Genomic DNA, 20,507 nt, shown 5'->3' with positions numbered 1-20,507 from the left:
CAGGGAAAGGCACCATCCATGAACGAGTTCTCACGTCGAGGCTTCCTCGGCCTCGCCGGCGCAGCCGGCGTCGCCGGTCTCGCGGCCTGCGCGGGCACCGGCACGTCCCCGACGACGGGCGGCGGTGGCGGCTCGAGCAACACCATCGAGTTCTGGAGCAACCACCCGGGCAACAGCAAGCCGGTCGAGCAGGAGATCATCAAGGCCTTCGAGGCGGCCAACTCGGGCCTCAAGGTCAAGCTCGTCGACGCCGGCAAGAACTACGAGGAGGTCGCGCAGAAGTTCAACGCCTCGCTCGCCGGCGGCTCGCTGCCCGACGTCGTCGTCGTCTCGGACGTCACGTGGTTCAACTTCGCGCTCAACAAGCAGCTGAGCCCGCTCGACGAGCTGCTCTCGACGGCCAAGATCGAGACGAGCGACTACGTCGACGCGCTCTACAACGACTACAACCTCGACGACAAGCACTACGCGCTGCCGTTCTCCCGGTCGACCCCGCTCTTCTACTACAACAAGGACCTCTGGAAGGCGGCCGGTCTCGAGGACCGCGGCCCGAAGGACTGGGACGAGTTCCTCACGTGGGCACCGAAGCTCAAGGCGGCCGCCGGCTCGGACAAGATCGTCATGGAGCTGCCCGACGGCTCGAACTACCTCGACTGGGTCTTCCAGAACATCGTGTGGGGCTACGGCGGTGCCTACTCGAAGGAGTGGACGCCGACCTTCTCGGACCCCAACACGGTCAAGGCCGGCACCTACCTGCAGAACCTCGCCAAGGACGGCTACCTCAAGCTGTCCAAGGACCCCGCTCCCGACTTCACGGCCGGCATCGTCGGCTGCAGCATGATGTCGACCGGTTCGCTCGGCGGCGTGTCCAAGGACGCGAAGTTCTCGGTGGGCACGGCGTTCCTGCCCGGTGACGGCAACTGCCCGACGGGCGGTGCAGGCGTCGGCATCCCGGCCAACATCTCCGACGACCGCAAGAAGAACGCGCTGAAGTTCATCGAGTTCCTCACCAACGCCCAGAACACCGTCACCTTCACGCAGGCCACCGGCTACATGCCCGTGCGCAAGTCGGCCGTGGACCTGCCGGAGGAGAAGGCGTTCCTCGAGAAGAACCCCAACGCCAAGACGGCGATCGAGCAGCTGCCCAAGACGCGGTCGCAGGACAACGTCCGCGTGCTGCTGCCCGGCGGTGGCGCCCGGATCGGCAAGGGCCTCGACCAGATCGTCCAGGGCCAGGACGTCGCGACGATCTTCAAGGGCCTCGACGCCGAGAGCCAGCAGGTCTTCGACTCGCAGATCAAGAGCAAGCTCGGCGCCTGACGCGCTGCCGCACCACCCCGGTCGTATGCCGTCCGGCAGGCCCCGCACGGACCTGCCGGACGGATCCGGAGTGACGTGGGAGGTGGCGAGCACGCTCGCGCCCTCCCACGTCCCCGGCTCCGGACCCCGAACCAGAACGACCCGAGAGGCCACCGATGGCAACCGTGTACTTCGACGAGGCGACTCGTCGGTTCTCCAAGGACGACGCCGCCCCGGCGGTCGACGGCATCACGCTCGACATCGCCGACGGTGAGTTCCTCGTCCTCGTCGGCCCCTCGGGCTGCGGCAAGTCGACGACCCTGCGGATGCTCGCGGGTCTCGAGCCGGTCGACGGCGGGCGCATCCTCGTCGACGGTCACGACCAGAAGGGGGTGCGCCCGCGTGACCGGGACATCGCCATGGTCTTCCAGAGCTACGCGCTCTACCCGAACATGTCGGCTGCGCAGAACATGGCCTTCGCCCTCGACAACGCGAAGGTGAGCAAGGCCGAGACGAGGCAGCGGGTCGCCGAGGCCGCCAAGATCCTCGAGCTCGAGCCGCTCCTCGACCGCAAGCCCGGCCAGATGTCGGGCGGTCAGCGCCAGCGCGTCGCCATGGGACGCGCGATCGTGCGCAACCCCAAGGTCTTCTGCATGGACGAGCCGCTGTCCAACCTCGACGCCAAGCTGCGCGTCTCCACCCGCTCGCAGATCGCGGGTCTGCAGCGAAGGCTCGGCATCACGACGGTCTACGTCACCCACGACCAGGTCGAGGCGATGACGATGGGCCATCGGGTCGCGGTGCTGCGCGACGGGAGGCTCCAGCAGGTCGACACGCCGGAGCGGCTCTACGACCACCCGGTCAACACCTTCGTCGCGGCCTTCATCGGCTCGCCGGCCATCACGCTCGTCGAGTCCGAGGTGCGCGAGGGCGTGGCGCGGGTCCACGGCGTCCCGGTGCCCCTGGACCGTGCGGTCGCCGGTCGCGCGGGGGAGAAGGTCGTCGTCGGGCTGCGCCCGGAGTCGTGGCACGTCGTGGAGACGCCCGCCGGCGGAAGCCGGGACGGGGCCGACCCGTCCGCCCTCGGGCTCACCGTCGAGCTCGTCGAGTCGCTGGGCTCGGAGTCGTTCGTCTACGGCCGCCCGGTCGGCGCCGACGAGGGCGCCGACCGCGTCACCGTCCGCCTCGACAAGCGCACCCACCTGACGGTCGGTGACACCGTGCACGTCGAGCCCAACCGTGGCGAGGTCCACCTCTTCGATGCTGCCTCCGGCGAGCGGATCGAGGCCTGAGCATGGCGTCTGGCCCCGGTCCCTGGGCCTCGGGCCGCTTCGACGTCGAGGGGCATCGCGGCGCCAAGGGGCTCGTCGTCGAGAACACGCTGGCCAGCTTCGCCGCTGCCTACGACGCCGGGGTGACCGGCGTCGAGCTCGATGTCCGGCTCACCGCCGACGGGAAGGTCGTCGTCTGGCACGACCCGGTGCTGCTGCCGCCCAAGTGCCGGCCGACCGGTCCGGACCTCGTCGGCGCCCGGGTCGCCGAGCTGACCCTCGAGCAGCTGCGCACGGTGGACGTCGGCAGCCAGACGCTCGCCGGCTTCCCGGAGCAGCGACCGTCGCCGGGCGCCCACATCTCGACGTTGGACGAGGTGCTCGCCCACGGGATCGAGCGCGCGCCCGACGTGTGGTGGACCATCGAGCTCAAGGTCAACCCGCTCGACCCGGGGGAGTCCGCCGGACGGCGTCGACTCCTCGAGGGGGTCCTGGCGAGCGTCCACCAGGCCGGCCTCGAACGGCAGTGCTTCATGCACTCGTTCGACTGGGCCGTGCTCGAGCTCTCGGCAGAGCTCGCGCCCGACGTCATCCGCTCAGCCCTCGTCGAGGCCTCGGTGACGTGGGTCCCGGGCAGCCCGTGGACGGGCAGCGTCAGGGTGGGGGAGTCGCACGACGACGTGTGTGCCGGTGCCGCCGCCGTCGGGGCGGGCGTCATCTCGCCCGAGCACGTGCTCGTCGACGCGGACTTCGTCCAGCGCGCGCACGCCGCCGGACTCGCCGTGCTGCCGTGGACGGTCAACGAGCCGGCGCGGATGGTCGAGCTCGTCGAGGCGGGAGTCGACGGCCTCGTGTCGGACTACCCCGACCGCGCCGTCTCCGTGCTGGCGCCGACGCCTGCCTGACCGGGTGGGCCGACGCGGTCCGGCCACGTGCCGTAGCGAGGGGCCGGACCCCGTGGTCCGGCCCCTCGCTCCCCCTCCGGTGCCCCTCCGGGGCGGGAGCCGTGGCGCCCGTGGCACACTCGTGCGGTCGACAGGCGCCGATGTCGACGCTGTCACCGTCCGGTGCAGCAGCTGGGTGGGGACCCCTGGACCCCACCCATTCGCTAGAACGCCGTTCCAGCGAACTCATGATGCGTTCGAAGGGCTCCGATGTCAACAGACCGGGCGTACGACAACAGCTCGCGTGCGGAAGCAGCCCTGGCCACCCGGCGCCGGATCATCGAGGCCGCGGGCGAGATGCTCCTGCGCGACGGCTACCACGCCATGTCGGTGAGCGCGCTCGCCGCGAACGCCGGGGTCAGCGCGCAGACCGTCTACAACGCCATCGGCGGCAAGGCGGCCGTCGTCAAGGCGGTCTACGACGTGCTCCTCGTCGGTGACGACGCGCCCGTCGCGATGCAGGACCGGCCGGAGTTCCGCGCCATGTCGACGGCCCCCGACCGCGAGGGCTTCGTCCGGGCCTACGCCGCGTTGTGCGCGACGATCTACGAGCGGGTCGGACCGCTTCTCGGCGTGCTCCTGGCCCAGGGCGCCGGCGGCGACACGGGCTTGCAGGACTTCGTCGCGACGATCGACCGCGAGCGTCGGGCCGGCAACACGAACGCCCTCAACGCCCTCGAGGCGGCTCACGGGCTGCCGCCGCAGCTCGACCGCGAGCGGTTCATCGACATCGTCTGGACCGTGACCTCGCCGGAGATCTACGACCGTTTCGTGCGACGCTGCGGGTGGACCCACGCGATGTATGCCGCCTGGCTGGCCGAGGCGGTCGTCGCGATCTTCGACCGCGCCAGCAGCGCCGAGCAGGAGGACTGACGATGCCCCGCCAGATCGCGAGCAACACCGAGGTCGACCGCGACGCGATGCTCGACTTCGTCCGTCCGCGCCACTCGATGGTGCTCATGACGCAACGCGCCGACGGGCGGCCGCAGGCCTCGCCGGTCACGGGCGGCGTCGACGAGCAGGGACGCATCGTCATCTCGACCTACCCCGAGCGCGCCAAGACGACGAACGCCCGACGCCGACCGCAGGTCAGCGTCCTCGTCCTGTCCGACGACTTCGGCGGCGAGTGGGTGCAGGTCGACGGCGACTGCGAGGTCATCGACCTGCCGGACTCCGTCGAGCCCCTCGTCGACTACTTCCGCGCCATCTCGGGCGAGCACCCCGACTGGGACGAGTACTGCCAGGCGATGCGCGACCAGGGCAAGTCCCTGCTTCGAGTCACGCCCACCCGATGGGGTCCGGTCGCCAAGGGCGGCTTCCCCGCCCGCCTCGCCTGAGGTCGCCCGTGCTGCGCGTCGGAGTCACCGGAGGGATCGGGTCGGGCAAGTCCACGGTGTCGCGACGGCTGGCCGAGCTGGGCGCCCACGTCATCGACGCGGACGCGGTCGCCCGCGAGGTCGTCGAGCCGGGGGAGCCCACCCTGCAACGGATCCGGGCGCGCTTCGGGGACGCGGTCGTCCGTGACGACGGGAGCCTCGACCGGGCTGCCCTGGCCGCGATCGTCTTCCCCGACCGCGAGGCCCTCGACGCGCTCGACGCCATCACCGGACCCGCGATCGCGGCCCGCGTCGCAGAACGTCGGGCCGCCGCTCCTGACGACACCGTCTCCGTCTACGACATGCCCCTCCTCGTCGAGCGCGGGCTCTGGGTGCACGAGCACCTCACCGTCGTCGTCGAGACCGACGTCGAGACGCGGGTGCGCCGGCTCGTCGGAGAGCGTGGCCTGGACGAGACGGACGCCCGGCACCGCATCGCCGCCCAGGCGACCGACGCCCAGCGCCGTGCGGTCGCCGACGTCGTGCTCGACAACTCCGGCACGCCCGACGACCTCGCGCGCGCCGTGGACGCCCTCTGGCACGAGCGGCTCGTGCCCTACGAGGGCAACCTCGTGACCGGCACCCGGTCACGCCGGCCGGACCTCGCGCGCGAGTGCGTCGTCGACCCCCGCGCGGACTGGGAGCCACGCGCCGAGCGGGTCGTCGCCCGTCTCGCTGCGGCGCTCGCGCCCACCGGCGTCGCCACCGAGGTGTCGCACATCGGCTCCACGTCCGTGCCGGGACTCCTCGCCAAGGACGTCATCGACGTCCAGGTCGGGCTACGCCACCTCGCCGACGCCGACCGGGACGATGTGCTGCGGGCGCTCCGGGACGTCGGCTACGTCTTCTCCCACGGCATCCACAGCGACACGCCCCAGCCGGTCGGGTCCGACCCGGCCGGATGGACCAAGCGTTTCCTCGGCGGCTGCGACCCGGGCAGCCACGTCCACGTCCACGTGCGCGAGCACGGCTCCGCGGGCTGGCGATTCGCGCTCCTGTTCCGCGACTGGCTGCGCCACGAGCCCGCCGAGCGGGACGCGTATGCCACGGAGAAGCACCGGCTGCTCGGCCTGCACGAGGCCACCTCGGACTACGTCGTGGCCAAGGAGGCATGGTTCGAGGGCGCGTGGCAGCGCGCGACGGACTGGGCCGAGCGCACCGGCTGGCAGCCGCGGTAGGGAGCTACCGGCATACGCAGGGGGCGCTCGGTGTTGAGCGTGACATGCGTGGTGAGTACAAGGTCCCCGGTGGAAAGCTCGTGGCGGTCGACCTCGAGGAGGTGGACGGCAGACTCGCCCGGGTGAGCGTGTCCGGCGACTTCTTCCTCGAGCCCGACGAGGCGCTCGGCGACATCAACGCAGCGCTGACGGGCATGTCCGTGGACGCCGGTGTCGAGCAGCTGGCCGGCGCCGTCACGGGCGCCCTCGCCGCCGACGTGTCGCTCATCGGCTTCACGGCCGAGTCGATCGGCATCGCGATCCGCCGTGCCCTCGGCAAGGCGACGGGGTGGGACGACCACGCCTTCGACGTCATCCCGGCGCGCGTGCTCGACCCAGCGCTGCACGTCGCGCTCGACGAGGTCATCGCCCGCGAGGTCGCGGCGGGGGAGCGGCCGCCGACGCTGCGCTTCTGGGACTGGGACAGCCCACTCGTCGTCATCGGCTCGTTCCAGTCGGTCCGCAACGAGGTCGACCCCGACGGGGCCGAACGCCACGGCATCGACGTCGTGCGGCGCGTCTCCGGGGGCGGCGCCATGTTCATGGAGCCCGGCAACACCATCACGTACTCGCTCGTCGTGCCCACCTCCCTCGTCGAGGGACTGAGCTTCGAGCGGTCCTACTCCTTCCTCGACGAGTGGGTCATCGAGGCACTCGCCGACGTCGGCGTGACGGCCCACTTCGTGCCGCTCAACGACATCGCGAGCGACCACGGCAAGATCGGCGGCGCCGCGCAGAAGCGCTTCGCGTCGGGCGCGGTCCTGCACCACGTGACGATGGCCTACGACATCGACGCGGACAAGATGCTCGAGGTGCTGCGGATCGGCCGCGAGAAGATGAGCGACAAGGGCACGAAGTCGGCCAACAAGCGCGTCGACCCGATGCGCTCGCAGACCGGGATGACGCGGGACGCGATCCTCGAGTCGTTCGCGGCGTCGTTCGCCCGGCGCTACCGGACGACGGTCTCCGACTACACCGACGCCGAGCTCGCCGAGGCCCAGCGTCTCGTCGACGAGAAGTTCGCGACCCCGGGGTGGACCCACCGCGTCCCGTGATGTCGAGACCGGCGTGTCCGCTCCGACGTCCCTCCCGAGGCGGCAGACTGGCCGCCCGCGAACCGAAGGGACATCCCATGAAGTACGTCATCCTCATCCACTCCAACCCGCAGCCCTGGGGCCACCCGACGGGTGCCTTCATGCCCGAGGCGCTCGCCCGCCCGCAGGAGGAGCGCGACGCTGGTGGTGCGGCCTTCGACGCGATGCTCGAGGAGCTGTCGAAGAGCGGTGAGCTCAAGGGCGGTGAGGCGCTCGGCGCCCCCGCCTCGGCACGGATCTACCGCTGGTCGGAGAGCGGGACCGTCTCGACGGACGGGCCGTACGCCGAGAGCAAGGAGCACCTCGCGGGCTTCTTCCTGCTCGACGTGGCGTCCCGGGAGCGCGCGGAGGAGCTCGCCGTGAACTTCGCGGGGCCGGGCGACACCGTCGAGCTCCGCCCCGCCTACGTCTGGGAGGAGTAGGCGAGTGGGCGCTGTCGGTCGTGCGACGTACGGTTGAGCCATGCGTCCCACGACCGACCTCCAGCGCACGGTGGCACCCTTCGAGGTGATCTCCGAGTACACCCCGAGCGGTGACCAGCCCACGGCGATCGCCGAGCTCGCGAAGCGCGTCCGGGCCGGCGACACCGACACCGTGCTGCTCGGTGCCACCGGCACCGGCAAGTCGGCGACGACGGCCTGGCTCATCGAGCAGGTCCAGCGGCCGACCCTCGTCATGGCGCCCAACAAGACGCTCGCCGCGCAGCTGGCCAACGAGTTCCGCGAGCTGCTGCCCAACAACGCCGTCGAGTACTTCGTCAGCTACTACGACTACTACCAGCCCGAGGCGTACATCCCGCAGACGGACACCTACATCGAGAAGGACAGCTCGGTCAACGACGAGGTCGAGCGGCTGCGGCACTCGGCGACCAACTCGCTGCTGACCCGGCGTGACGTCATCGTCGTCGCCTCGGTGTCGTGCATCTACGGCCTCGGCACGCCCCAGGAGTACGTCGACCGGATGGCCCGGCTCAAGGTCGGCCAGGAGGTCGTGCGCGACGACCTGCTCCGGCGCTTCGTCGAGATGCAGTACACCCGCAACGACCTCGCCTTCACCCGCGGCACCTTCCGCGTCAGGGGCGACACCGTCGAGATCATCCCCGTCTACGAGGAGCTCGCGATCCGCATCGAGTTCTTCGGCGACGAGATCGAGCGCATCTACACCCTGCACCCCGTGACCGGCGAGGTTGTCAACGAGGAGCAGGAGATGTACGTCTTCCCGGCGTCGCACTACGTCGCCGGCCCCGAGCGGATGGAGCGGGCGATCCGCGGCATCGAGCTCGAGCTCGAGGACCAGCTGGCCCTCTTCGAGAAGCAGGGCAAGCTCCTCGAGGCCCAGCGCCTGCGCATGCGCACGACCTACGACCTCGAGATGATGCGGCAGGTCGGCTTCTGCAACGGCATCGAGAACTACAGCCGCCACATCGACGGCCGCACGTCCGGCTCCGCTCCCAACTGCCTCATCGACTACTTCCCGGAGGACTTCCTCCTCGTCCTCGACGAGTCGCACCAGACGGTGCCGCAGATCGGCGCGATGTACGAAGGCGACATGTCCCGCAAGCGGATGCTCGTCGAGCACGGCTTCCGTCTCCCGAGCGCCATGGACAACCGGCCGCTGAAGTGGGAGGAGTTCCTCGAGCGCATCGGGCAGACGGTCTACCTCTCGGCGACACCGGGGGAGTACGAGCTGGCCAAGTCCGGACCGCCGGTCGAGCAGATCATCCGACCCACCGGTCTCATCGACCCCGAGGTCGTGCTCAAGCCGACCAAGGGCCAGATCGACGACCTCATGCACGAGATCCAGGAGCGCACCAAGCGCAACGAGCGCGTCCTCGTCACGACCCTGACGAAGAAGATGGCCGAGGACCTCACCGACTACCTCCTCGACAAGGGCATCCGGGTCCGCTACCTCCACAGCGACATCGACACGCTGCGGCGGGTCGAGCTGCTCCGCGAGCTGCGCAGCGGCGTCTTCGACGTCCTCGTCGGCATCAACCTGCTCCGCGAGGGCCTCGACCTGCCCGAGGTCTCGCTCGTCTCGATCCTCGACGCGGACAAGGAGGGCTTCCTCCGCTCGGCCCGGTCCCTCATCCAGACGATCGGACGCGCGGCCCGAAACGTGTCCGGCCAGGTGCACATGTACGCCGACAAGATCACTCCGTCGATGGAGCAGGCCCTCGACGAGACCAACCGGCGCCGCGAGAAGCAGATCGCCTACAACACCGAGCACGGCATCGACCCGACGCCGCTGCGCAAGAAGATCGCCGACATCACCGACCTGCTCGAGCGTGAGGACGCCGACACGCAGGAGCTGCTCGGCTCCGGGCGCATGCAGTCCCGCGGCAAGAGCGGCGCCGGTCGTGGCGCCATGGCCGCCGACGTCGGGGTGTCCGCCGGTGGCACGACCAACCGCCCGGCCGACATGGCGGCGGCCGACCTCGCCGGGCTCATCCAGGAGCTCACGACCCAGATGCACCAGGCGGCGACCGAGCTGCACTTCGAGCTCGCCGCGCGCCTGCGCGACGAGATCGGCGACCTCAAGAAGGAGCTGCGGCAGATGAGTGCCGCGACGCGGTGATGTCCCGTGATGGCTCGGTGTCGGCTCGGTGACGGCTCGGTGACGGCCCCGTGGTGACCCAGGGTTCCGGCGTGGCGGCACGGCTCCGCGCGGCCGCCCTCGCGCTGCCCGGGGCGTGGGAGGACTCGCCGTGGGACGGCGACACCGTCGCCAAGGTCGGCTACAAGATCTTCGTCTTCCTCGGCGACGACTCGATCGGGGTCAAGAGCGCCCGCAGCCGCACCGAGGCCGACGAGTGGCTGCTCCGCTACCCCGACGACGCCTCGGTCATGGCCTACATCGGCCGGCACGGATGGAACACCCTGCGCACGACGGGGGCGATCGACCCCGACGAGCTCCTCGAGGCGATCGAGACCTCCTACGAGATCGTCGTCTCGGGCCTGCCGCGCGGCAGGCGCCCCGGGACGGTCGGCTGAGCGCCATGCGACCCGCCACCCGTCGTGCTCACGGGGCGGACCGATTTGAGGAGCGCCGCTCGGAGTGAAAGACTCAGGCGTTCACGGAGGGGAGTATCCCCGACACGACGGGCTCGTCATCACGGAGTGGGTCTCACCGCCGCTCCCGGTCCCGTCGGTCCGGCACCACGCCGGGCGGGAGAGACCTCCGGTTACTGCTCTGGTGACCGGAAGGTTGTGCCCATGAACGTTCCCGTGTGGGGTTGGTTCCTCACCATCGGTCTGATGACCGTGTTCCTCGCCGTCGACGTCTTCGTCATCGCACGACGACCCCACGTCCCGTCGATGGCCGAGGCCGGCAGGCACCTGGCCTTCTTCGTCGCCCTCGCCGTGCTCTTCGGACTCTTCATCTGGTTCGAGTGGGGCGGGCAGTACGCCGGGGAGTTCTACGCCGGTTGGCTCACCGAGTACTCGTTGTCCGTCGACAACCTCTTCGTCTTCCTGCTCATCATGGGCAGCTTCAAGGTGCCGAAGAAGCTCCAGCAGTCGGCGCTCATGGTCGGAATCGTCATCGCGATCATCCTGCGCGGCATCTTCATCGGGCTCGGCGCCGTCGTCATCAACGCGTACGCGTGGGTCTTCTACATCTTCGGCGCCTTCCTCGTCTACACGGCGATCAAGCTCGCGACCGGCGGGGAGAGCGACGACGACGAGTACCACGAGAACCGCTTCCTGCTCTGGGTCGAGAAGCGCTTCCCGGCGACCAAGGAGTGGCACGGCACGAGCCTGACGGTGATCGAGAACGGCAAGCGCCTCATCACCCCGATGCTCATCGTCATCCTGGCCCTGGGTACGACCGACCTGCTCTTCGCACTCGACTCGATCCCGGCGATCTACGGCCTGACCAACGAGCCGTACCTCGTCCTGACGGCCAACATCTTCGCCCTGATGGGACTGCGTCAGCTCTACTTCCTCATCGGCGGCCTGCTCAAGAAGCTCGTCTACCTCAGCATCGGCCTCGCGGTCCTGCTCGCCTTCATCGGCGTCAAGCTCGTCATGCACGCGATGCACGAGAACAATTTGCCGTTCATCAACGGCGGCCAGCCGATCGAGAGCGTCCCCGACATCCCGATCATCGTCTCGCTCGGTGCGATCGTCCTGATCCTCGGCGTCACCACCGTCGCGAGCCTCTGGAAGTCCAGCCGGGACGCGAAGCTCGAGGCCGCGAACTGCACTGCCGCCGTCGACGGCGTCGCGGAGGGCGACACCGAGGCTCCCGACGTGGCCCGGGACGCCTCCGCCGGGCGCCCGGCCGAGGAAGGCATGACCACTCCCCGCGCCAGGCACGACCAGCGCTGACGTATGCCGTCACGACGCGCCGTCGACCACCCGGCCGGCGGGCGCGTCACGTCGGGGCGCCCGGACGCCTCCTCCGTCGTGCATTGGCAGCGCCCCTGCGTCGACGGGAAGGACGCGGGCATCACGTGTCCTTGAGCTCCTGGGCCAGCATGACGATGATGCCGCTGGGTCCGCGGACGTAGGTCAGCGTGTAGACGTCCTCGTAGGTCGCCACGCCGCGCAGCGGATGGCACCCGTGCCGTGCAGCAATCGCGAGAGCCTCGTCGATGTCGTCGATGTCGTCGACCGAGAAGGCGACCCGGTGCATCCCGATCTCGTTGGGCAGGGTGGGCGTCGTCGCGATGGCGATGGGGTGGATGTACTCGAAGAGCTCGAGGCGACCATGCCCGTCCGGCGTCTGGAGCATGGCGATCCTGGCGTGGTTGCCATCGAGTCCCACGGCGGTGTCGGTCCACTCGCCGCTGACCGTGTCCCGACCGACCACCGTCAGTCCGAGGTCGGTGAAGAAGGCGATCGCCGCCTCCAGGTCGTCCACCGCGATGCCGACGTTCTCGAGCTTGATGGGCATGATGCGACGGTACCGAGGCGCGCTGTCGCGATCGTCGCGCCGAGCCCGCGATACCGAGATCGAGGCGTTCGTTCCCGCCCGTGGGCGTTGGCCGCGGGTAGGGTCCGAGCATCGGGGGAAGAGGTCCTCCGACGACGACAGGGGAACCTCATGAGGACACGACTGCGCACCGCCGCCGCTGGGCTCGCGCTGACGCTCGCATCGACGCTCGGCGTCGTCGCCGCATCGCCGGCCACGGCTGCCGACCCGGTCGGCTTCGCCAAGGTCAGCAGCTGCGCCGACCCGCAGCTCAACGCGTTCGACAACTGGTCGGGCCACACGCTCGGCGCCTACAAGGACACCAACTGGGTGCCGCAGGGGATGACGTACGACTCCGCCGGCGACTACCTGTACGTCTCGATGTACCACCGTGACGCCGCCGAGGTGCCGCGCGTCGTCGTCTACAAGCGCTCGACGTCCGCGTGGGTCAAGACCATCGAGCTGAGCGGCGTTCCCAAGACGGGACATGCAGGCGGTCTCACGATCGGGCGCGGCAACCTCTACGTCGCCGACAGCGTCGGCGGTGCGCGGATCTACCGCATCCCGATCGACCGCATCCGTGCCGTGCCCGCCGGCACGCGCAAGGCCGTCGGCTACGCCGCGCGATACACCTTGAACAGCCTGACGCGGGCGTCGTACGTCGACTACGACGGTGGCTCCCTCTTCGTCGGCGACTTCTACAACAACGTCATGCGTCGCTACCCGACGTCCGCCGCGGGCGTCGTGACGCTGACCCCCAACGCGTCCTACTCCACCCCGACCATCGTCCAGGGCGTGCAGGTCACGAGCAGCCGATTCGTCTTCAGCCGCTCGTGGGGTCGGGACAACCTGAGCAAGGTCACGACGCAGGTGCGGTCGACGGGTGCGCGCACGAGCCACAACACGCTGCCGATGATGGAAGGGATCGTCTGGGCGCCGCAGTCGGCGGGCTCCTCGGTCAACCGTCTCTACTCCGTCTTCGAGTCGACGTCCAAGGAGTACGCCGACTCCAACTGCCGCACCCACGCCATCTGGAGTGCCTCCAGCGGCTACATCCTCTGACCTGCGGCGCGTCCCCCCTGTCGCCGTCCGCACGTGTGACAGGGGGGAGGCGCCGGTTCCGGAGTCGGCCGAGGCCCCCAAGGACGACAGCCGTCCGACCGCTCCGACAGCCCCGACAGCCCCGACAGCCCGGAGTCGTCAGCGGACGCGGTGGGCGACGACCCAGCCGAGCAGGGCGGGGACGGCCATGACGGCGAAGACGGCGGCATACGCCCCGGGGACGGCCGAGCCGGCCCCGGCGAAGACGATGGCCGAGAGGGCGATCGCCGTCGCGGCCCCCGACGAGTCGCCGATCTGCAGGGCCGAGCTGACGAAACCCTGCTCGGTGGACCCGGCGCGCGAGAGAGCCTGGGCCGTCACGCGTGGGTAGAGGGTCCCGATCCCGAGGCCGACGACGGGGAAGAGCGCGATGACGACCCACGTCGGCGCGTCGAGCGCCACGGCACCAGCGAGGGCGAGGAGGGCGAGGGCGATCGCGGCGAGGGAGACGGCTGCCGTGCGACCGATCTCGAAACGGCGGTCCCACCGGCCCTGGACCCACGACCCGGCGAACCACGTGACACCCGTGACGGTGAGGGCGACGCCGGCGAGGCTGGGGCTGAGGCCGTCGCGTTCGGTCAGCAGGCGCGGCAGGTAGACCTCGGCGCCGCTGAACGCGGCGAAGGCGAGGGCACGCAGCGCGACATCGGTCGGCAGCCCCCGGGCGGCCCGCAACGTCCCGCGCGGCGTGAGCGGCAGCAGGGTGAGGCCCACGACGACGAGGGCGATCACGGCCAGGGTGATGCCCCACGGGTCGAGCCGGTCGGCGACCGCGTTGAGACCGAGCACGGCGACGGCGAGCACGACCGACGCGGCGATCGACCGCCACCGCCACGGCACGTCGACGACGTCCTGCCGCAGTCCCGTGATGATGCGGCCGAGCAGCACGGCTGCCACGACGAGGACGACGAGGGCCAGCCCGAAGACCCAGCGCCAGCCGATCGTCTGGGTGATGAGGCCGGCCACGAAGGGGCCGGCGATCGACGGCACGACCCAGGCGGCCGAGAAGCCGGCGAGGATCGCCGTGTGCAGCCGCTGCGGGTAGACCCGGGTCACGAGGACGTAGAGCGCGGTGCTCGTCATGCCTGCCCCGAGGCCCTGCACGACACGGGCGGCCACGAGCAGTCCCATCGACGGAGCCAGACCCGCGACGACGAGACCGGCGGCGAAGAGCACCAGCCCGATGAGCAGGGGCGGCCGGGGTCCGCGACGGTCGGCGAGGTTGCCGGACCACACGATGCTGACGATCCCCGATGCGAGCGTGGCCGTGAAGGCCATGGCATACAGGGACGCGCCGTCGAGCTCGCGGGCGATCGTCGGCATGACGGTCGTCAGGGCGAGTGCCTCGAAGGCGTGCAGGGAGACGAGGGCGATGACGCCGATGGTCGTGGCCCGCAGCGCGGGGGCCAGGATGCCGCCGCCTGCGTCGGGGACGGCCGCGTCGGTGTCAGGGCGCATCGTGCTCGAGGTCATCCGGCGACGGTAGGACCTCACGTGGACTTGAGGTCAAGCGGAAGGCGCCGTGGCGCATCAGCCCGGGCCCATCGCGGCGTCCGGTGACTCGGGACGCGACTGGGCGCCGAGGACGATGACGCTGGCGAGGACGACGAGCGCCATACCGGCCACCTGCCCTCGGTCGAGCACCTGGTCGAGGACGACGAACCCCGCGAGGGCTGCGACGACGGGCTCGAGGCTGAGCAGGATGCCGAACACCCGTTGCGCGAGATGGCGCAGGGCGACGAGCTCGAGGGAGTAGGGCAGCACGGAGGACAGGACGGCGATGCCGAGACCGAGCGCGACGTCCCGCGGCGTCCAGCGGTCGACCGACGTCAGCCCGAGCGGCGCGACCGCGACCGTCGACACGATGAGGGCGAGGGCGAGCCCGTCGAGCCCCCCGAAGGCCTTCCCGGTGCGCTGGCTGAGGACGATGTAGGCCGCCCAGAAGACGCCCGCGAGCGCCGCGAAACCGACGCCCACGAGGTCGAGCCGGTCCCACGACGTGTGCAGCACGCCGGAGACGAGCACGACGCCGAGGGCTGCCGCGGCGACCGCCAGGACGTCCCGCGGCCGACGGCTCAGCGCGGCCGCGAGGCCCAGCGGGCCGAGGAACTCGATCGTCACGGCCACGCCGATGGGAAGGTGGGCCAGGGAGGCGTAGAACGAGGTGTTCATCGCCGCGAGCGCCAGCCCGAAGAGCACGACGGTGCCCCAGTCGGACCGGCTGCGACCGCGCCACGCAGGCCGCGCGACGGCATACAGGATGACCATCGCGAAGAAGAGGCGAAGCAGCACCGAGCCGGGTGCCCCGATGCGGGGGACGAGCGTGGCGGCGAAGGCGCCACCGAACTGGACGGAGACGACACCGCCGAGGACGAGCAGGGGAGCGCTGCGGTGGTCGACGCTCACGGCATCGGCAGGCGCCCGGCGGCGACGAGGGTGGCGAGGCGGTCGGCGGGCAGGTCCTCCTCGACGAGCACGCCTCCGGTCTCCGAGGCGTGGACCATCCGCCCGGGTCGCACGACGATGCCCACGTGGTGGATCCGCCTGCCCGGCCGGGCGAAGAAGTAGAGGTCGCCCGCCTGCACGGCGTCGACCTCGACCGGCGTCGCGAGCTCCGCCTGGGCGTACGCGTCGCGGGCCACGACGACCCCGAGGAGGCGCCACGTGTGCAGCACGAGACCAGAGCAGTCGAAGCCGAGGGGGGACACGCCGGACCACAGGTAGGGCAGCCCGAGATGGCGGCGGGCCTCGGCGACGGACGGGTGCGTGTCGTCACGGTCCGCCCCGGCGGACGCGTCGATGACGGCCGTCGGCCCCTCCACGAGGGTCTCGGCCGCCGGCGTCAGGTGCGCCGAGGGCACCCACCCCGGGTAGCCGCGGTCGTCCTTGGGGGAGAGCTGCCACGGTGCCACGACGTGGGACCACGTGCCCGACTCGTTGGTCTCGGTCACGACGACGGGCTCCCCGGCCAGCAGCTGCGACTCGACCCGGCCGTGCAGGCCGAGCCTTCCGTCGCCGGACTCGTCGTCGGCGGGGCGTGCGTCGAGCGCGGCGAGCCACGCCGCGGCATCGGGCTCGTCGGCGACGACGGGCGCGTCGACGGGGCGCGGGCTCCCCGGGCTGGACCAGACCGTCGTCACGGGGACGCGGACGAGGTGGGTGGCGGTGACGGCGTGGACGGCGACGGACGAGCTCACGCCCGTCATCCTCGCACCCGGCTCCCGGCCTCGCTCACGCCGGCCAGGCGCTGGACCCCGCGACGTGAACGGGCCGACCGTCGACGGTCACCTCCCACACGAGGTGCTCCGGTGTCCGCTCCCACGTGAGGACCGGCTCGGCCGTGCGGGCGCCCTCGCCGGCACCGGTGGCAGCCATCGCCGTGGCGGTGATGGTCGTCGGGTCGGTCCAGAGGAGCGCCGGCGGGCACGACTCGAGGTCGCCCTCGTGACGCTGGAACGTCGACCACCGGCGTACGCGTGCAGCGGGCTCGCGGCCGTCGGCGCCTTCCGTGCGTGGCGGAGACGTCGCGACGTCGACGAGCGCGAAACCGACGAGGCGCTCGCCGGCGGTGACGGGCACGAACCAGCGCCCGACCTCGGCCACGGGGTCGGCCGACGCGCCTGGCGGAGCCGGTGCCCGGACCGACACCGGGCGGCCGATGACGCCCCGAAGGTGCACGAGTGGACCGACCCGGCTCGCGTCCGCGACGAGCTGCTGGGTCGCCGCCCGGGCGCGCTCGGCGAGACTCGACCCGTCGTCGGGTGTCTCGCCCGGCCGGTCGGCGTCGCGCTCCATCAGGCCAGTGTGACCTGCGCGGTGAAGGTGCGGCGGTAGGTCGTCACGTCGAAGTTCTCCCACCGCGTGACGACGCCGGAGCTCGGCGGCCACGGGTCGAAGACGGTGAGCCCACGGTCCGTGGCCGTCAGCAGCAGCCACCCCGTCTCGGAGTAGCCGACGACGGTGCGCGAGTGGCCCGGCACGAAGCTGACGAGCGGCCGGTTGGCGTTGATCTCGTTGACGAAACGCGAGAACGGGTTCGTCGTGAACATCGTCGCGTCGAGGGCGTTGCTGCTGAGCCGCTCGAGGACCGTGACGACGAGTGCGTCGTTCGCGTAGGGCAGACCCGTCGGGCTCGACGGCGTGCCGAGACCGAGCTCGGCGGCGACCCGCACCTGGTCGTACTCGTAGCGGTAGAAGTCGAGCAGCATCTGCACGCTCGCGGCGACGCACCACACGTTGGTCTGCTGGCCCCGCAGCTCGTAGCAGACCTGGTGGTCGCTGTTGCGCGTGGTGTAGTGCAGGTCCCGGCGCCGCGTGCGCAGCAGGATGTCGACGGTGTCGACGACGGAGATCGTGAAGCGGTCCCGGTCGAGGCGCTCGACGAGCCGCGACAGCTCGCCGACCGCGGTGTCGTAGCGCGCGGCCCGGGACTCGCGAGCCTTCGCGGTGAGGCTGCCGAGGAAGGACCAGCGCTCGAAGTCGGCCGGCGGCGCGCCGCGCTCGCGCTTGCTCGCCGGCGGCACGACCTCCCACGTGTGCAGCTCGAGCATCGCGACCTCGCGCCCCTCGCGCCGGAGCTGGAGGGCGAGCTTCGGGTGGCTGTAGTCCACGAAGCGCACCTCGTCGACCTCCACCTGCGTGCCGTCGTTCTGCTTGGCGAGCACCTCGAGGGCCTGTTCGACGAGGCGCTCGGGCTCCCAGACGGCATCGGGCGAGGCGGCGACGAGGACGGCGCCCATCGCGGGGCTCGCCGCGACGTCGAGGTAGCCGCGAGCCTTCCTGCCCCCGAGACGGGCCCGCCAGAAGAGGACGTCTCCCGACAGGTCGTGCACCGGGGTCGCTGCCGACTCGACCTCCGCGCCCGAGAGCGAGCGCGGGAGCGCGTCGACGCTGAGCAGCAGGCTGGCGTGGGTGGCGGCGAGCGCGACGTAGCGCTCGGACTCCTGGCTGACGACAGGGGTGGTGACGGACATGGGTGACTCCTTCGCACGGGTGCCGGTCAGTGGCCGGCGGTCCGCTGCCTGATACCTCCCTGTCTCTTCCCTCACGAATCGGTGTGGACCTCGGTGAGGTACTGGTCCGCGGGCTCCCGGAGCCGTACCGTCAGGAGTATGGAAGAGCGAATCACCCTGGAGGGATTCGATCCCCCGAAGAACCGCCGTCACGGCCCCGACGGCGACCTCGTCGACGTCCAGGGCTGGCTCCACGCCCCCGTCGACTGGATCGGTGGCCCGCGCCTGGAGCGAGCCTGGCGCGAACGCCACGGCCGCTCGCGCCTCGGCGTCGGCCTCTCCGTCGCGGGCAACCCGCGGCGCCACCTCCTGCTGACCAACGTCCCGCCGGACCTCGACTTCCTCCGGTCCGAGCTCGAGTCGCTCATCGCGGAGTTCGACCCCGACGCGACGTCGGACCTCGAGGACGCCCAGTAGCCGGACGGCCAGTAGCCGGACGGCCCGTGGCCGCGACCCGGGTGCCGCCCGAGGCCACTGGCCACCGGTTCGCGTGTGCCCGGTTCGTGACACCCTGCGCCGGTCCGCCCGTCTCGTCCCGCTCACCTCGACGGGGTGAACCGCCCCAACTCGCCCCCGCGCGCCGGATCCCGCTCGTACGCTGAGCGCGTGGCGAGACCCGCGATCATCACCGTGGACGACGACGCGCCGGTCTCGGCCGCGATCGCCAGGGACCTGCGGGCCCGCTACGGCGCCGAGCACCGCATCCTGCGCGCCTCCTCCGGGGCCGAGGCGCTCGACCTCGTGGCCCGCCTCGTCCTGCGCGGCCAGCCCCTCGCGCTCGTCGCGTCCGACCAGCGGATGCCCGGGATGACGGGCATCGAGCTGCTGGCCCGGGTGCGGGTCGACGTCCCGGACGCCAAGCTCCTGCTGCTCACGGCGTACGCCGACACGGACGTCGCGATCTCGGCCATCAACGACATCGGGCTCGACCACTACCTCCTCAAGCCGTGGGACCCGCCCGAGGACCGGCTCTACCCCGTCGTCGACGACCTGCTCTCCGACTGGCACAACGCCCACCCGGAGCGCGGGTTCGACGTCCGCGTCGTGGGCCACCGGTGGTCCGAGGCGAGCCACCTCGTCAAGACGTTCCTCGCCAACAACCACGTGCCGTACGTCTGGCTCGACGTGGAGCGCGACGAGGAGGGGGCTCACCTGCGCGACCTCGCGGGCGCCGGGCCGGAGGACCTCCCGCTCGTCCTCGTCCCCGACGGCGACACCCTCCGCGCCCCGACAACGGTCGCCGTCGCGTCGGCCTTGGGGCTGCGCACCCAGGCCGAGCGCGCCCTCTACGACCTCTGCATCGTCGGCGGCGGACCGGCAGGGCTCGCCGCCGCGGTCTACGCCGCGTCCGAGGGCCTGAGCACCGTGGTCGTCGAGCACGACGCCCCCGGCGGGCAGGCCGGGCAGAGCGCGGCGATCGAGAACTACCTCGGCTTCCCGCGTGGCCTCTCCGGTGCCGACCTCGCGCAGCGGGCGATCACCCAGGCCCGCCGCTTCGGCGCCGAGATGGTGCTCGCCCGGGACGTCATGGCGCTCGAGCAGCGCGGACCGGTCCGTGCCGTCCGCCTCGACGGAGCCGACGACATCGAGGCGCGCAGCGTCGTCCTCGCGACCGGCGTGTCCTACCGACGCCTCGACGCCCGTGGCATCGACGCCCTCTCGGGACGTGGCGTGCACTACGGGTCCAACGCCGGCCAGGCGGCGGCGTGTGCGGGGGACGAGGTCTACGTCGTCGGCGCCGCCAACTCGGCCGGCCAGGCGGTGCTCAACCTCGCCCGCCACGCCAGGCGCGTCACACTCGTCGTCCGCGGCGAGTCGCTCGAGGCGAGCATGTCGCAGTACCTCGTCACGCGGATCCGCGCCGACGAGCGCATCCGCGTCCTGTGTCGCACCGAGGTCGTCGGCGCGGACGGCGACGGCCACCTGGAGCGGCTGACCCTCTCGGACCGGCACACCGGCGCCACGACGGAGGTCGAGGCCGCCTGGCTCTTCGTCTACATCGGCGCTTCGCCGCGCACCGACTGGCTCGGCGCCGACGTCGCACGTGACGAGCACGGCTTCGTCGTCACCGGCCACGACCTCGTCACCGGGCAGCAGGCGCACGGCTGGCCGTTGTCCCGCCCACCGTTCGCCCTGGAGACGAGCCTGCCTGGGGTCTTCGCGGCGGGCGACGTGCGCTCGGACTCGATGAAGCGCGTCGCGTCCGCCGTCGGCGAGGGCTCGATGTCGGTCTACTTCGTCCACCGCTACCTCGCCACGATCTGACCGGCAGACGG

General features: G+C 71.2%; 20 protein-coding genes. 14 read left to right on the top strand and 6 right to left on the bottom strand.

Annotated features, from left to right (window positions below; all coding sequences use genetic code 11):
* Positions 1-18 precede the first annotated feature (18 nt).
* The 11 genes from AC1DW8_RS01655 (at position 19) to AC1DW8_RS01605 (ending at position 11,532) form a co-directional block, all read left to right on the top strand.
* Positions 19-1,320: an ABC transporter substrate-binding protein gene (locus AC1DW8_RS01655; RefSeq protein ID WP_478091396.1), complete on the top strand. Its 1,302-nt coding sequence runs from the start codon at positions 19-21 to the stop codon at positions 1,318-1,320.
* 155 nt (positions 1,321-1,475) lie between these two features.
* Complete coding sequence (locus tag AC1DW8_RS01650; protein ID WP_478091394.1) at positions 1,476-2,591, top strand: ABC transporter ATP-binding protein; 1,116 nt, start codon at positions 1,476-1,478, stop codon at positions 2,589-2,591.
* Between the two features lie 2 nt (positions 2,592-2,593).
* A complete protein-coding gene (locus AC1DW8_RS01645; protein ID WP_478091392.1) occupies positions 2,594-3,475 on the top strand; it encodes a glycerophosphodiester phosphodiesterase family protein in 882 nt (293 codons plus the stop codon).
* A gap of 249 nt (positions 3,476-3,724) precedes the next feature.
* Entirely contained in the window at positions 3,725-4,387 is a 663-nt protein-coding gene (locus tag AC1DW8_RS01640; RefSeq protein ID WP_082619829.1) for a TetR/AcrR family transcriptional regulator, read from the top strand.
* A gap of 2 nt (positions 4,388-4,389) precedes the next feature.
* Positions 4,390-4,851 carry a PPOX class F420-dependent oxidoreductase gene (locus AC1DW8_RS01635; protein ID WP_478091390.1) on the top strand — a complete coding sequence of 154 codons (462 nt, stop codon included), beginning with the start codon at positions 4,390-4,392 and terminating at the stop codon, positions 4,849-4,851.
* A gap of 8 nt (positions 4,852-4,859) precedes the next feature.
* A complete protein-coding gene (gene coaE / locus AC1DW8_RS01630) occupies positions 4,860-6,068 on the top strand; it encodes a dephospho-CoA kinase (RefSeq protein WP_478091388.1) in 1,209 nt (402 codons plus the stop codon).
* A 44-nt stretch (positions 6,069-6,112) separates the two neighbouring features.
* Positions 6,113-7,162 carry a lipoate--protein ligase family protein gene (locus tag AC1DW8_RS01625; protein ID WP_056826970.1) on the top strand — a complete coding sequence of 350 codons (1,050 nt, stop codon included), beginning with the start codon at positions 6,113-6,115 and terminating at the stop codon, positions 7,160-7,162.
* A gap of 77 nt (positions 7,163-7,239) precedes the next feature.
* Entirely contained in the window at positions 7,240-7,623 is a 384-nt protein-coding gene (locus AC1DW8_RS01620; protein ID WP_056776671.1) for a YciI family protein, read from the top strand.
* A 40-nt stretch (positions 7,624-7,663) separates the two neighbouring features.
* On the top strand, positions 7,664-9,778 hold the full coding sequence (uvrB, locus tag AC1DW8_RS01615; protein WP_056776673.1) for an excinuclease ABC subunit UvrB: 2,115 nt from the start codon (positions 7,664-7,666) through the stop codon (positions 9,776-9,778).
* A 71-nt stretch (positions 9,779-9,849) separates the two neighbouring features.
* Positions 9,850-10,194, top strand: coding sequence for an MmcQ/YjbR family DNA-binding protein (locus AC1DW8_RS01610; protein WP_478091385.1), 345 nt, complete (start codon positions 9,850-9,852; stop codon positions 10,192-10,194).
* 222 nt (positions 10,195-10,416) lie between these two features.
* Complete coding sequence (locus AC1DW8_RS01605) at positions 10,417-11,532, top strand: TerC family protein (protein ID WP_478091383.1); 1,116 nt, start codon at positions 10,417-10,419, stop codon at positions 11,530-11,532.
* Positions 11,533-11,653: 121 nt separating this feature from the next.
* On the opposite strand, the gene AC1DW8_RS01600 is transcribed toward AC1DW8_RS01605, so the two are convergent.
* Positions 11,654-12,100 (bottom strand): VOC family protein, encoded by a 447-nt coding sequence (locus AC1DW8_RS01600; RefSeq protein ID WP_478091381.1) that lies wholly within the window; start codon positions 12,098-12,100, stop codon positions 11,654-11,656.
* Between the two features lie 150 nt (positions 12,101-12,250).
* Between AC1DW8_RS01600 and AC1DW8_RS01595 the strand changes: the two genes are divergently transcribed.
* Positions 12,251-13,180, top strand: coding sequence for an NHL repeat-containing protein (locus tag AC1DW8_RS01595; RefSeq protein ID WP_056776683.1), 930 nt, complete (start codon positions 12,251-12,253; stop codon positions 13,178-13,180).
* A gap of 138 nt (positions 13,181-13,318) precedes the next feature.
* Here AC1DW8_RS01595 and AC1DW8_RS01590 read toward each other — a convergent pair whose 3' ends face one another.
* Genes AC1DW8_RS01590 through AC1DW8_RS01570 form a run of 5 tightly spaced genes read right to left on the bottom strand, consistent with a single transcriptional unit; the run spans position 13,319 to position 18,192 of the window.
* Positions 13,319-14,692, bottom strand: coding sequence for an MFS transporter (locus AC1DW8_RS01590; protein WP_478091379.1), 1,374 nt, complete (start codon positions 14,690-14,692; stop codon positions 13,319-13,321).
* Between the two features lie 57 nt (positions 14,693-14,749).
* Positions 14,750-15,625, bottom strand: coding sequence for an EamA family transporter (locus AC1DW8_RS01585; RefSeq protein ID WP_056776686.1), 876 nt, complete (start codon positions 15,623-15,625; stop codon positions 14,750-14,752).
* Positions 15,622-16,416: a C40 family peptidase gene (locus AC1DW8_RS01580; protein ID WP_478091375.1), complete on the bottom strand. Its 795-nt coding sequence runs from the start codon at positions 16,414-16,416 to the stop codon at positions 15,622-15,624. The genes AC1DW8_RS01585 and AC1DW8_RS01580 overlap by 4 nt, the downstream gene beginning before the upstream one ends.
* Positions 16,417-16,450: 34 nt before the next feature.
* A complete protein-coding gene (locus AC1DW8_RS01575; RefSeq protein ID WP_478091373.1) occupies positions 16,451-17,014 on the bottom strand; it encodes a hypothetical protein in 564 nt (187 codons plus the stop codon).
* Entirely contained in the window at positions 17,014-18,192 is a 1,179-nt protein-coding gene (locus tag AC1DW8_RS01570) for a C39 family peptidase (RefSeq protein ID WP_478091368.1), read from the bottom strand. Before AC1DW8_RS01570 ends, AC1DW8_RS01575 begins: the two co-directional genes overlap by 1 nt.
* Before the next feature lie 138 nt (positions 18,193-18,330).
* Here AC1DW8_RS01570 and AC1DW8_RS01565 point away from each other — a divergent pair, with 138 nt between their 5' ends.
* Together AC1DW8_RS01565 and AC1DW8_RS01560 are read left to right on the top strand one after the other, a co-directional pair.
* Entirely contained in the window at positions 18,331-18,648 is a 318-nt protein-coding gene (locus AC1DW8_RS01565; RefSeq protein ID WP_056776698.1) for a hypothetical protein, read from the top strand.
* Between the two features lie 189 nt (positions 18,649-18,837).
* The gene (locus AC1DW8_RS01560) at positions 18,838-20,496 is read left to right on the top strand and encodes an NAD(P)/FAD-dependent oxidoreductase (protein ID WP_056777733.1); all 1,659 of its coding nucleotides are present in this window, start codon (positions 18,838-18,840) and stop codon (positions 20,494-20,496) included.
* Positions 20,497-20,507: the final 11 nt, after the last annotated feature.

It is taken from the genome of Terrabacter sp. P2_E3, assembly GCF_056403915.1.
This window is presented reverse-complemented; position numbering and strand designations above follow the sequence as displayed.

What these genes read in the sequence shown, in the direction of transcription:
- AC1DW8_RS01655 (WP_478091396.1), top strand. Translation starts at nt 19, where the DNA reads ATGAACGAGTTCTCACGTCGAGGCTTCCTCGGCCTCGCCGGCGCAGCC.
- AC1DW8_RS01650 (WP_478091394.1), top strand. Translation starts at nt 1,476, where the DNA reads ATGGCAACCGTGTACTTCGACGAGGCGACTCGTCGGTTCTCCAAGGAC.
- AC1DW8_RS01645 (WP_478091392.1), top strand. Translation starts at nt 2,594, where the DNA reads ATGGCGTCTGGCCCCGGTCCCTGGGCCTCGGGCCGCTTCGACGTCGAG.
- AC1DW8_RS01640 (WP_082619829.1), top strand. Translation starts at nt 3,725, where the DNA reads ATGTCAACAGACCGGGCGTACGACAACAGCTCGCGTGCGGAAGCAGCC.
- AC1DW8_RS01635 (WP_478091390.1), top strand. Translation starts at nt 4,390, where the DNA reads ATGCCCCGCCAGATCGCGAGCAACACCGAGGTCGACCGCGACGCGATG.
- AC1DW8_RS01625 (WP_056826970.1), top strand. Translation starts at nt 6,113, where the DNA reads ATGCGTGGTGAGTACAAGGTCCCCGGTGGAAAGCTCGTGGCGGTCGAC.
- AC1DW8_RS01620 (WP_056776671.1), top strand. Translation starts at nt 7,240, where the DNA reads ATGAAGTACGTCATCCTCATCCACTCCAACCCGCAGCCCTGGGGCCAC.
- uvrB (WP_056776673.1), top strand. Translation starts at nt 7,664, where the DNA reads ATGCGTCCCACGACCGACCTCCAGCGCACGGTGGCACCCTTCGAGGTG.
- AC1DW8_RS01605 (WP_478091383.1), top strand. Translation starts at nt 10,417, where the DNA reads ATGAACGTTCCCGTGTGGGGTTGGTTCCTCACCATCGGTCTGATGACC.
- AC1DW8_RS01600 (WP_478091381.1), bottom strand. Translation starts at nt 12,100, where the DNA reads ATGCCCATCAAGCTCGAGAACGTCGGCATCGCGGTGGACGACCTGGAG.
- AC1DW8_RS01595 (WP_056776683.1), top strand. Translation starts at nt 12,251, where the DNA reads ATGAGGACACGACTGCGCACCGCCGCCGCTGGGCTCGCGCTGACGCTC.
- AC1DW8_RS01590 (WP_478091379.1), bottom strand. Translation starts at nt 14,692, where the DNA reads ATGACCTCGAGCACGATGCGCCCTGACACCGACGCGGCCGTCCCCGAC.
- AC1DW8_RS01575 (WP_478091373.1), bottom strand. Translation starts at nt 17,014, where the DNA reads ATGGAGCGCGACGCCGACCGGCCGGGCGAGACACCCGACGACGGGTCG.
- AC1DW8_RS01570 (WP_478091368.1), bottom strand. Translation starts at nt 18,192, where the DNA reads ATGTCCGTCACCACCCCTGTCGTCAGCCAGGAGTCCGAGCGCTACGTC.
- AC1DW8_RS01565 (WP_056776698.1), top strand. Translation starts at nt 18,331, where the DNA reads ATGGAAGAGCGAATCACCCTGGAGGGATTCGATCCCCCGAAGAACCGC.